This window comes from Tenacibaculum tangerinum (assembly GCF_029853675.1).
Taxonomy (GTDB): domain Bacteria; phylum Bacteroidota; class Bacteroidia; order Flavobacteriales; family Flavobacteriaceae; genus Polaribacter; species Polaribacter tangerinum_A.
Genome location: NZ_CP122539.1, coordinates 152,000 through 165,623, shown reverse-complemented (window position 1 = coordinate 165,623; position 13,624 = coordinate 152,000). Strand labels below are relative to the sequence as shown.

At 33.9% G+C, this 13,624-nt stretch carries 4 protein-coding genes; all 4 read right to left on the bottom strand.

Going from position 1 to position 13,624, the window contains the following annotated elements; translation table 11 throughout:
* Positions 1 to 21: 21 nt before the first annotated feature.
* From P8625_RS00680 to P8625_RS00665, 4 genes are read right to left on the bottom strand one after another with little or no spacing between them, the layout of a single operon-like run.
* A complete protein-coding gene (locus tag P8625_RS00680; RefSeq protein ID WP_279651584.1) occupies positions 22 to 2,160 on the bottom strand; it encodes a V-type ATP synthase subunit I domain-containing protein in 2,139 nt (712 codons plus the stop codon).
* A gap of 46 nt (positions 2,161 to 2,206) precedes the next feature.
* A complete protein-coding gene (locus tag P8625_RS00675; protein WP_279651583.1) occupies positions 2,207 to 6,391 on the bottom strand; it encodes a contractile injection system tape measure protein in 4,185 nt (1,394 codons plus the stop codon).
* Positions 6,388 to 9,060, bottom strand: coding sequence for a hypothetical protein (locus P8625_RS00670; protein WP_279651582.1), 2,673 nt, complete (start codon positions 9,058 to 9,060; stop codon positions 6,388 to 6,390). The genes P8625_RS00675 and P8625_RS00670 overlap by 4 nt, the downstream gene beginning before the upstream one ends.
* Positions 9,054 to 13,616, bottom strand: coding sequence for a hypothetical protein (locus P8625_RS00665; RefSeq protein ID WP_279651581.1), 4,563 nt, complete (start codon positions 13,614 to 13,616; stop codon positions 9,054 to 9,056). Before P8625_RS00665 ends, P8625_RS00670 begins: the two co-directional genes overlap by 7 nt.
* Positions 13,617 to 13,624 lie beyond the last annotated feature (8 nt).

Below are 13,624 nucleotides of genomic sequence, written 5' to 3'. Positions count from 1 at the left end.
GATTGTTATTTTTTAATAAGGTTAGTTTTTATATTTGTAAGTAAATGGTTTGGTATTTTGAAAATCAGATAGTGCACTGCTAAATTGTTTACTAATTTCTGCTCCTTGGTTATTTACCACCAATACTACGGGTATGTATAAGCTTCCGGGGATTAAACGGTTTCCGAAATTATCGGTCATTTCTGGTTTGAGTTTAACTTCAAAATTTTGGTCATCATCTTTTGATGGGCTGGCTACAAAGTAATTACTCGCTGTCACTCTTTCAGCAATGGTTTCATTAAACATAAACCCTGGATGCAAGTTCAAGGCTTTTTCATCCAACCCCTTAAATGCCTCTTCTTTAGATTTTTTAAGGGCATCAAATTCTATTTTTGCTAGTGCTATTTCTAGCATTACTGCAATAATTTTTAGAATATCTTTTTCTACTATTTTTTCACTACTTTTTTTAACTCCTAGCTTTTTATAAATGGCATCTATATTGTCTTCTCCTCCTTCAGTGAGAGTTTTAACTTCTTCTAAGGTATGGGTTTTCTTGGCTGCTATTGAATTTTCAACACTTGCTACCCAAGCTTCTATATCGCTATCTGCCGTTGCTTCTAATACTTCCAATTCAGACTCCAACGCATTAATTTTCAACTCTAGTTCGGAAATCTTAGGGTCGTATTTATTAGAAATTTGTTCTAATACTTTAGCCTCTTCTTCTTTAGCAAGTAACTCTTGATTTGTTAGTAATCCTTTAATAAGCTCAGAATTGTCTGGTAAAAACATACAACGATATTCTACTTTAAAGTGAGTATTTTGATTCGTTGGAAATGATAACACCTGATTTACAATTTTTTTAGACTCAGTATTTTTTCCTGCTAAATCTTCTCTAGAGATACTAACAGCACTTATTATCTTACTTTCTAATGATATTTTTTTGTCCTTTTCAGTTTTTTCATTTCCTACTTTAATATCATCTGCTACAGGGGCTATTAATTGATTGGTTAAACTAAATGAAGCAGACGGAGCCGTTAAATAATCCTCAAAATTGTTGATTAGTTTTTTATATGTACTACTTAAACTTGCTAAAACAAAAACCACATAGTTTTCTCCCAATTGTAAAGCATCTTCATCGGTATCTTCCAATGCATTAAACATAAGTGTTTTACTCACTCCTTTTTCGGTAGACTTTCCTCCTTTTATTACTATATATGGATAGCCATTTTTTCCTTTAGCCTCTGGGTCTTTTACCAATATTCCTTCTGCAACCGACATTGAAAAAGTTTTCTTTTTACTTTCTTTTACTAAAAAGATATAATAGTTGTCTACAGGATATCCTGAAGGAGCATTCTCTACTCCAAAAGGACTTTGATAGGGTAAGAAACTTACGGTATATTTAATTTCTCTTCCTTTTAGATTCTCCTTGGTAACCACTAAATCTAAGTTGAGTTCTTGATTGGTTATTGCATAAGCATCTTTTGAAGCGTCGTAGTTTACTTTGGCATCTTCCAAACTTCCTTCTAGCTTTTTCTCATCTGTACTTGCCTGCGCCAAGGCATTGTTATCATTATTTACCTGAGTAGCTGCTTTGTCAAATTCTGTTTTTACAACTTGTAATAAATTTTTAACACTTGCATCGCTTGTCGCAGCGGTTTCAGACAATTTTTCTGCTGATACCTCTGCTATTAATGAAGAGGTTTTCATAGAATATTGAGAAAGTACCTCTGCTAAATACGCTGTTTCACTCATTAAACTGTTGGCATCTTTACTTTGCTGGTAAATTTCGGAATCAAAGTCGGCTGCACTTACTATGTTAAAAATACTTCCCATATCACTCGCTAATTTTAAAATAGCATTGGAAGCAATTTGTACGTTTGAAGCGGCTACACTTGCATTTGAAATGGATGTAGTTACCAACGTTTTTCCTTGATTAACAGAAGACAACAAATTGGTTGACAAATCACTATCAATCACCATTTCATTATACAACTTTTGGTTAAATTGGTATTTATTATTTTCTATACCCAACTTTTCATAAATAGTTATGTAATTTCCTTGTGCGTAGTATAAGGAAAACATAGTGGCGTCTAATTGTGCTTGGGCTTTTTTTAAAGCAGTCTCTTGATTGCCTAAAGAAGTCGAAACACCAGAATGTAAATTTTCATTGTACGAGTTCATAAGTTTTTGTTTTATTTAGTTAATATACTTTTTGTTATTTTTTAATTTAAAATGGCCATGATACATGCAAGGGTTTTGACATCCAAGGCAGTTTGATAATAGAAAAGAAAAAAGGAGACTTTAGCATGAGTACATCATAAGGTCTTTTTTCAACGGTAAGTTGCCAACGTTCTTCTTCTTCTTTTAAGAGCCCTTCTCTTACCAACCAGTTTCCTCTAAAGCCATCTACTGTAGAAGACCCTATGGCCGACCAATAGTCAATACAGGAATTAAGTAATCCGTTAATTAATTCTTTTTCTGAATTTGAAATCTCAATACTCACTGCTATGGGTGTTTCTACAGGAATCCCACATAACACTTTGTTTAATGGCAACAACTGCTCTTCAGTACTCTCCAAACCTGTGACTACATATTGTAAATAAAGTGCTGCTTTTTGTTGTGCTTCTTCAGATACGAAATCATTATTTTTTACTAGATTCAATCGTTCTAGTAGCATGGAAAAGTAACTATTTAATAGTACCATTCCTGCATTTCTTACCATAACTTGTGTTTTTGACATGTTTGTTTGTTTTATGTTTGTTTTACTATTTATTTTTTTTGTTTCTTGTTTGGTTTCAATTTTTCTTTCTTCTGGGGGGGCTGCTCTGCTCATTCCTTCATAAGTAAGTTGCAACGGAATGGGCAATTGTTCTTTTAATTTATCGAAAGCTGAAAAAAAATCTTTCGCAGCAAGTCTTCTTCTTGTACTTAATTCCCACAACAATTCATTCCATATAGTGATACTATCTATCAATTTCCACTGTACATTTATCCATGCTTTTAACACTAAAACTTCTATAATACTTTGTACTTGATAGGTTGGTACTCCTTTAATCTTAACACTACTCAATACCTGATGTAGTTTCGTTATAACTCCTAATTGTTTGCGTCGAACAGGATACAGTTGTTGTAGTTTTTGAATAACTAGATTGAAATTAAGTTCTTTACTTAATGCTGTAAATTGAATTTTTGAAATATACTCTGAGCGTAGTGTTTTCAAAAATAACAAAGGGTGAAACACTGCTATTTCATTGATTAATTGTCGGATTGTAACGGTTTTTTGGTAATGTAGCCAATGCGGAATTTCCTGATACTTTAATACATGAATGGCTACTTTTTCTAACTTATCTGCTTGAAAATGGCGTAACAGCTCAGAAACTACCTCTTTATCAGGTTGCGCTAACTGTACGAACCTTGTATGTTGTTCTTTAAGAATATTCAGCAACATTTTAGGCACCAATACTTTTTTATCTTTTACAATACGAAGTAGTATTTCTGAATTGAACTCATTTTCCTTCTGTAGCTCAGAAAACGTTTTTAATGTTATTGTTTTTAATGCTGATTCACTTTCACTCGTATGATACCTATCAACGAAAGTATTCCAGAAAAACTCTTTAAATTTTGTCGATTGCTGAATGGTCGTAGCTATCGTAAACAGGACCAAAAGTCCTTTATAAAATTCTCTTTGAGTTTCCTTCAAAGAGGTATCGGCGATAAGTAGCGACAACAGTTGTTCAAACGAAATATGTTTTTTTAACTGATGCATTGTTTTCCTGTTAATCAACTTATTTTTAATAGGGTATGGCACCATTTCTAACGACCACAGCAACGCATTTTCTAAGGTTTTTGTCTTGTTTTTAAACTTTAGCAACTCTCCTGCCTTTGGCTGTTCCAATTCATGCAAAACGCTATTAAAAAACTCCCAAGATGAGGTGTTCTTAGTTATCGAATTTTCATGATCTTCAGAAACTCTTTGACGCTTTTTCCCATAATTTTCAGAAGCTTGTATCTTCTTATAGTTTTGTTCCACGGCTTCCTGAAGCATCCTTATAAAACGGGTTTCACTACCTTTGTAATGAGCATAATTAACCAAACACTGCCAAAAAAGCCCTTCTAATACCTGTTGAATTTTTTGAGTAGACTCTTTATATCCTGTCTTTCGTAATTGGTTTGTATATACCTGTACCCAATATGTTTTTAGGGAAGCGTGCGCTTTAGGAATAAGGTATGTTATAAAAGTAGTTTCCTGTTTTTTAAATTCAACATGCTCATATTGCTTAGCATGAATAATCGTTGCTAGTGCCTTGGCTATTTCTTGTGGTGTGTACTCGTTATTTTTGATGGAAGCAACTAGAAACCCTAGCATATTCCTCGATGTAAAATTCATCACTTTTTGTTCTAAAGCCCTCTTTTGTTGAGAGGTAAGTCTTAGAAGTTTCCATTTTTTATGTGTTACTATTTTGAGTACGCATATTTTAAAATCTTCCGAAGAATGTATATGAGATTGCAACTTCAATTCCTCTATAAATTTCTGTAAAAATTCATACGTTGTAGTCGTGGTTCTTTTTACTGTAATTTTTACTACAATACTTGTTACATGCTTTCTAATGTCTTGAAAAACACCAATTCTCTGAGTTTCATTTATTAACAAATCATCTAAAATTCCCTCTAAAACATCTAGTATTTTGGCTGCCTTTGCATCTAAAATTTTAAGTACCTGATAGGCTATAGTTTCATCTGCCAATATATTTTTGATTGTTTTACGGAATTTTTCGTCTTCCTGATATTTCTTCAATACCACTAAAGAGCTGGTAGGTCTGGTAACCATCCAATACAGCATGATTTCTTGAAGTTTTTCTATCAATGCTACATCGGTACTCGTTGTTTCAAACAATCTATGTAGCTGTTGTACTACTTCTTCAATATGCTCCCCTTTCAATTTATAATCCGATTTTATAAGGGCTTGTAAATACGCTTCTTTTAAATCGGTGTACAGTGGTAGGTGATGAATCAGTTTTGCACGAGATTGTATTTCTGCCGATAAGATGCTAGTGATTACCTCTTCTTTATCTTTTTGAGTGGTTTTACTTAGTTGAGTAACTAGATAGTTTAAAAATGGTTGCTGATTTGATGAACTAACCAATACTTTCTTTGCATACAAAAAACCAATCCCCCATAATTGTTGAGCCGTTGTTTTTAACTCGACAGGAAGCTGTAGTGCATTTAAAAACCGAATTTGATTTCTCAACGAACTTGTAGAGGCATTCAACGCCGAAATTAGTGCTTCTATAACCTCAGGGGTTATATCTTTTAAAATTCCCTTCCAAAAAGTTTCGTTTTTATTAAGTAAGGGTTTTAGTATTCTTTTAAAGCGTTGCTCATCTTGCTTTTTCAAACTAAGAAGTAGTTCATTCAACTCCTTTTTCTGCACAGAAGTACTTCTTAGTTCTGAATTGTTCAACTGATTGAATAAGAATTCCCAATAATACTCCAACTGTTTGTCTGTACTGTGTGTGGTAACCGTTCCTGTTAATTGTTCTTTAGACAGTTCGTTGATGATGGTAATAAACTCATTTTTAATGAAGTACTGATTTTTAACGTTATTTACAGCTTCTTCTATAATTTCTAAGAGCTCGCTATACTCCATATTAAAATGATTTGCCATTTGACGAATCATACTTTTTACAAAAGCAACTTTGTTGAACATGGTACCTCTTTCAACGAACATATAATTTAAAATCCAAAACCATACATTTCGCTTAAAATCATGCAATCCTATTTGAACTACATTTTCTTTTTCCTGAATTTTAACCAATTCTTTGGCTATATTTTGTACATATTCTTGATTGTTCGACGCTATATTTTCTACTATGGTAACGATGTTTTTTTCTGTTAACTGCCATGCAATGCGTCTTCGAGCATTTTCATGAGTTCCAACAGACCAAAGCATGGCAATCAGTTCTTGTTTATTGTTTTGCCATTGAGTTTCCAATAGCTGATTCAAGGCTCCGTACGCTGTTTGATAATCCCATGGCAACGTTCCTCTTAGTAAAAAATATTCTAAGACCTTTATTTGAGACGTTTTTTCATGAAGTATTTCAACCTCTTGCTGGTATCTCGTCGGATACAAAAGAATCTGTTGTAGTTTTTTATACAACTCTTTTTTAATTTTTTCTGAAAGGTCTTCCTTCAAATTGTCATAGTTTACTTCTCCTAAATGAAGTTCTAACTTTTTAATTTTAAGTGTTTGTTCCTCCGGACATACTTCATTGAACACCGCAATCAATGCTTCTTGCAGGTGGTATTGACTCCAATGACTCAAACTATTTTGTAAGTCAACTGCTTTGTGTTTATCATCAAACTGAGTATCCCAAACACAAGTGGCTACAATATGTCGCTCGTTATTTCTCATTCGCTTACAAAGTTTTGAATGATCGTTTTTGCTAGTAGATTACTCTTTTCGAGTAACGAAATTCCTTGATTTGTATAATCATTCGTAGCTATTAACTCATTGTGCCATTGCACATAGGCTTTAATAAGAGTTTTCAGTAAATCATCTTCTACAAAAACAAATTTTGCTGCTGTAGTTACTGGTAGTTCATTTTCAAAAAACAAGTGCAATCTTTTTTGAAATGTTGTGCTTGTAAATTGTGGAATGTAACTCGGAAAAATATACCATACCGTCGCACTAAACAATGAGGCTACCGAAGTTACCACGATACTGCCCTCTTCAAAAAAGGCGGTAACGGACCAACTTACTGAGTTGGTTATACTGCAATACTCACTTTCGTCAAATCTTACATTTTCTTTTTTGTGTAATTGGTAGGCTTTTTTTATGGCAATAAACGAATCTACATCTTCTTTAGAGGGCTTACATTCTTCTACCATTGCATTCAGTATCAACAATTCATCGTAGGTGAGTTTTCGTGCAGTTGTCCAATAAACATTCGCATTGATTTCTTCTTTAAAAACAACTTCAAATTGAGCATTCTTTAGTAATAAACTTGTTTCGATACTTATAAACCCTTTTCGGTTGTGCAATAACCACCATGCGGTTTCTGTAGTATTCTCTATGAGGTAATTTTGATAATATACATCTAATGCAAACAGCAGATTCAGTTTTAAATCTAGGGTAGAATAATTGATAATGTCGGAAGGGGAAATGTATTGTTTGCGTTCTATTTTTTGAATATCGGGTATAAAATCTACTTGTCTGCCTTTTTTAAATTCCTCCTGAATTTTTTCAGTAACTGGCGCAAAATCAATCACTGATTTGGTCTTTTTATCTAAATACAACTTGTTGGCTCCTAAAAAATTATACGCTTTGGCTCTATTATAAGAGAGCTTTTGATAGTTTTGAAGATAAATACTCTTACTAATCACCTGATCTTTTACTATATCTCCCGTATAAGTAGGTACAGCACAAATGGTGTTTATATACAAGGGTGCTTCTCCATGTCTTGCCAACAGATGATTGAGCAATTCATTTCTGCGATTTACATTCAACGCTTCATCTTCCATAATGGTTTTTAAACCCCACACATAGGAATTGTATGGGTCTTCTTGATAGTCTAACCAAGACTCATTATCTAACGTCTGTGCTGATAAAACTTCGTAGCTAAAATTGAATTTTTTGTTGTTTTTGAGCAGTGGTTTTATATTCGGAACACTGTTGTATAAAGATTGATAAAAATAGGTAGGTGAGAAACTTACAAAAGGGGCTGGATATTTAGGATGTGCTTTTTCATAAGCATCTTTTAACTGATTATATTCCTCTATGTCAGAAGGAGTACCACTGATTGCATTTTTAAATGAAAACAACGTTTTTAAGTTTGCCAATTGCGAAAACTCATTTGCCAATACCTGATCAAAAAGCGTTAAATACCCTTTTAACTGTCTTGATTGTGCTATTTGAAATGCTGGAGCATTGCTATTTAGGGCATTTAACCCCACTTTATAAGCAGTAGGAAAGGTGTTTTGAATAGAATAATATGAGTTGATGTCGCGAAATGTTCCTTTGGGTACTTCGGGTGTCATTTGCACTGCCTCAATATCTTCTTTGGGTTTTGATGCTTGGAATAAATCGTTTAGGTTATTCGAGAAATACACCGCTGTTTTATTTTCAAAAAACGCATCTTTCGCTGCTCCCAATACGTTTTTTTCTGTTGACGAAGGAAGCACCTTTATACAGAGCAATTCCTCTTTCTTTGAAGTAACCGTATACAATTTGTTCGACACGTCTTCAGTATAAAAAAACAAATTCTGCACACTGCTTATTCCTTTTACCGCTAACAATACTTCCGTAATTTCAAAAGCGTGCAGTGTATCTTTTTTGGGTTGAATATCTACATTTTTAATCCACCCATTTTTTAATTTGGGTCCGTTAAAAATTTCATTCACAGCGATTCCCTCTTCTCTCAACTGATCGTACCCTGTTTGAGGTATGTTTGGAAAAATATAGTTGTTAATAGCCTGTTGAATTGCTACAATGATACTTTTAAAAGTATATCCATCTTCCAGTTGTAGCTGGCATTGTACCTTATATTCCTTTGGTTTTAAAGCTATAGGTATTAAAAAAAGTTCGTTAATATTTCTATTGGTATTTAGCTGAATGTATACCGCTTTGCAAATGTTTTGTCTTTCTTCTTGGTCAGTTATTTTGGGGTTGATATACAGATAAGTCTGATAGATACCTCGTAAAAAACTTACACTTGTTGGTATTGGACTAATCATACAGTTTTTGACTTCTGAAACGGTGTCGATAATCAATTTCACATAGTCGTTTTCGGTAATAGCAGCCGTTGTTAAGATGGTATCGGGTAAAAAGAATTGATTCGCTATCTGTAATTCTCCTGTGGCATCTGTTAAAATGTCTTTCATAGGAAAGTTCATACAATACCCCAACTCGGTAAGAGCAAAACACAACTGATCTAGAATAGTAACACCAGGGTCACTAGGATTCAAATTTGTCCATTCAGAACTACTTCCCTCTTGTATATAAGAAAGTCCTTCTTCCTTCAGTACTTTAAAATTTAAAGTAGTAGGAAGCTGAATGTCTTGTATGTGATTTTCTCCTACCATTTCGTGTATATTACAGCATCATAATTTAATGAGGGTACTAGTAGATATCCGGCAGATAACGGATTGATTGTATTGGTAGCTTCCGCATATTCTATAACACCCGTTTCTTTATTTTTCTTCCCTAGTTGTAGTGTTAACTCTTTTACTTCTGTTATCTGTGTATATCCTTTTACAAAAGAGGAAATTTGAGAGGCATTTACGCCAGTATCAATTTCTATTTGTGCTTGTTGGGTTTCAATCCAAGGTGATAAAAACACATTCATCGCGGCATTAATTTCTTGCTGTGCTGTTTTTATTTCCTCTAATGGATGGACTATAAAGGTTCCTGAAACCTTTACATATCTATACTTAAAATTGGTTACTGTTACAGGTGAGGTGGGCGAGCTAATGGCTTTTAAGTAGGTTGCTATTTTTAATTCTACGCACTCGCTTACCATAGGCACAAATGCACTCGCACTTTTGCTATCAGCTACTTTTTTAACCACAAAAACTTCTGTTGCATTGCACTTTTTGTTAAATGCTACTCGAGTGTAAAATACCTCTGTAAAGTTTTGCTGTACCTGGGTATAAAAATCAAAAGGGGTTACACATCTGCCTTTTGTACGGATTCGGTTGCTTACCCGCGTTTTCATAATTGATTTGCTTTCATAAGCACTTCCTCCAAACGACTTAAAGGGTTGGTTTACCGAGGCTATTTTCGGATTTGAAACAAGCAGGCTCGTAATACTTTTTGCTGGTAATTCTGGTTTGGTATCGCTTGATACATACCTATTTCCTGAGCGTTTTAATAAAACACCATTGACACTTACTACTACGGTTTTTGCAAAAACATCAGGATTGGCGTTGGTTGCTACACTTATCCAAAAACTAGTCGTTCTAGGCATGGTTACTCCGTTTTTGCCTATTGAACTAGGAATTTGCAAGGTTACCATTCCCGAACACACTAAATTATTGGTTGTATCGCTTACAACTGTTAGTTCTTCCCACCCATCAGTTCCTAAACCATAATAGGTAAGCGAAGAATGTGTTGTTGTATCTGAAGAAGTGTACTGTCTTTCTAGTTCAAAAAACAAATTCATGGTCGTATCTACACTAAGGTTGTTCATTTCTATAAACAATTGCCCTTCTTCTGAAAAAGATGGATATAATGGAACGGATGTACCTGAACTGATATTTCCTATCACGGTACCTTGAGAAAGTACTCCCTTACTACTCTCATAAAATTGATACGTGGCAAAAGGAGTTTTATAAAAGCAGTCTAAAGGATATTTTTCTTTAATTCCTTTAATGGCTAATTCATAACGTTCAATATCTTGCTGTAAAGGAGTTATATAGGTGTTTTGAATATACTCGTTTACAATTTTAACAGCTTCCTTGTCTGAAATAATTAGCTGTAAATGTGTTATAAATTGGTGTAATTGTTCCTCGCAAGTGGTTAGTTTAGCAACCAATGCTTCAATCCAAGAATTGGCTTTTTCTTCTGAAGAAACCTCTGTACTACTGTGCTGCACACTTTCCTGTTTCAGTACTGCTAACTTTTTACTAGTTTGTGCTTCCAAACTCTTTGAATAGCGAATCAAAGATTGTTGCAGTTTTGGTTTAACCTCAGCAATACATTGCTTAATAAGCTCGTGAATGATTTCTTGTTGAAATTGTCCATTCTTTATCGTGGCTGTTACGTGCTTAGAGGTTATTTTATCATACAAACTGGTAAATACGTCTCCTAACACCTGTTCTACGGGAGTAAGCAATGCTTCTTTTGTGGTTATTTCTGAAAAAAAGGATGCAAATTCTTGCTCAAAATCAGCCGAAATCTCTTGAAATGCTAGATTGCCTTTCGCCTCTTCAATGATTGCCTTTAAGCGTTGAATTAAGGTTTTTAAAATATTATCAACCATTACTAGCCAACTTTTCATTTCATTGACAACAGCCTCTTGGCTAAAGAGAAAATTGATAACTATATCTATCAAATCAGTAGCAACTTTCCACATAGAGATTTCACACATATCGGCTACGATTTTCAACTGATCTAAATTGATTTCTAAAGTGCCATAATTCACCTTGTCTACTTCAAAATAATAAGTTTTCGATGCAGTATAACTTCCTGTAAAAACATTTACCGTAGGAATAAAAGGGGCTTTAGGAGTGTTGGTAACAGATACTTCTTTTCCGTTTTTATAAGCACCGGCTATGGCATTTGCATTAGATAATGCTACTGCATTGACTACTTGAGGATACAATAAGTTTCCAAAACCTTCTGTTGGATTGGTAAGTTGTAATCTGATATATCCTGAAGTTGATTTTTCTGAAAAAATTGTATGCGCTGTTTGAATAGTAGCATTTACCTCTTGGTTTTTATATACATTGACAAAAGAAAAATTGCTATTCGCTAGTAATTCTCTTGAAGGAGGTAATTTGGGTGTTGGTTCATTTTCTTTAGAAAGATTAAACCATGCCAAAAGACGTTTGAACCATCCTTCTTTTGGTGTAACTGGCTTGTTGTTTTCTTCTGGGGTATTTGGAATTTCTTTTTCTTGAAAAAGGGTTGTTACCATTTCTTGCTGTGTAGTCGGTGTATTTACAGGAATGGTCATCCAACCATTTTGCAGTAACTGACCTTGTACTTTAAATGCCGTATTGGTAAATTTTTCAAGAGAAATAGGGGTTTTATTTGATGTTTTATTGCTTGTCGTACCTACAGTAATCTCAGTAAAATCTCCCTCTAAATATTTGTTATACTGCTGATAATAATTACTAAAGTTATCTAGTGTTTTAGTAACTTCTGGTAAATTCCCCCATTCTAAATCAATTCCTAAGGTTGATATTGGCTTGCTAAAAGCTTCTTTGTTTCCTATGACAAAAGATGCTTCTTTTTCGGGCGTAGGTCCTAATGGCTGAAATGGTTTGTTTACTGCCAATGCTCCAAAATCGTTGTACAGTTCAAAATTTATTGCTTTCTGAACAGCTACTGCTATTTGTAAACTTTTTAGTTTTGGAGGATTGGTTAGATTGGTAAATTGTGTAAACACTATTTTCAACATCGCCCAATTGCTCTTAATTCCGTCCGTTTCTTTAGCAAAAGGGACTATTGGTGGTGCTGTTTTTTGTAGTGTGATGGTAAGAACTAACTTTTTATCGGTTAATTGAAAACTTGCGTTTTTGTTGCTTTCAGAAACTTCGTACCAAGCCGATTGCGTACTCAAATACCAAGTAGTTCCTTGTAACAAAGTACTCGGTACAGTTTCTGTAAAACTGAGAGTCACCGTTATTATTCTAACTCCTTCTTTGGCTAACAGCATAGGAGATGCGATAACCAAAGCCATACTTTCTGTCTTTTCGTTGGCTAGGGTAAAGCGACTTCCAAAAGTAGCCCATGAGCTTGTTTTTTCTTCCTTATCTTTTTTTAATATGCTGGGTGTTGGTATGCTGGCTAGATACAGCTGCTGTAAGTTGTTGCTATTTGCTTTACTTTTTGTGAGCGTATAGGCATTGGTAATCGTTGCTGGATTTAACCAAACATTTTCTTCTGACTGAAACAGTATTGTGTTTTTATATGCATCTAAACCTGCAGTAAACAAGGTGTTCTTTGGGAGCATATAAGGCGTCTTCTTTGGTAATAAATCAACAGTAACCACTACTGAATCTGGTGTTCCTTGTAGACTTTCCTGTCTTAAAATATCCTGATAATAAAAGTCTAGATGCTTATTTGCTAATGAATTTATTTGAGAAGTATAAGGTTGTAATAGCTGAGAAAATGTTCGCAGCAACATCGTATCTGGATATTTATTCTTTTGTTTTTTGAAACTGAAATACGCTTCTTTTGCTCCTGAAATTACTGTGTACAAAAATGAAAAAACAGTATCTCCTACAGCTTTGAAACCTTTAAACAACTCATATAAAAGTTCTTTTATTTCTGCTGCTGATGTTGTTGTTGCCAACAATTCTTTTAATGATGCTTTTAAATTGAAAACTTCCCAATAAGGATATTTCCCTTTATTTTCTATCCATATAGGTTTGTTAAAAGAAGTAAGTTCAGACCAATTTACAGATGTTATTATAGGCAATTGTGCACACAAACACCATTGTTCTTGCAATTTTATAAGTGCCCAAAATACTACGCTATACGTTTCTTTTACTTTTTTTAGCACATACTCTTTAAAATGATAATTGTAAGAGGATTGTAGCATATAGCCTATCCATTTATCCAGTAATTGAAAAATATGGGTAACCTGACTAAAGAAACTGTTAACTAGATTGGTTATGACTGTATTTTCTACAATTTCTGATGCTTCTTTTTCTAGTTCTTTTTCAAATTTTACAAGGGTATTTACATAAAATTCTTGAAGCTTTTTAAACGGTGTTTTAGCAATTGTTCCTAATAAAAAAAGTGGGTCTTTTAATAAAAAGGGCGACCAATTACCTTTTATTCTATTCGATTCATCGTAAAAATTTATTAAGGAGGCAAACTCAGTTAAAAAATACACATAATCCATTTCCGTTCTACCATCTACCAAGTTTTGGGTAGCTAGCAAAGCGGTATGTATAGATGTTTGCATTGTATTTT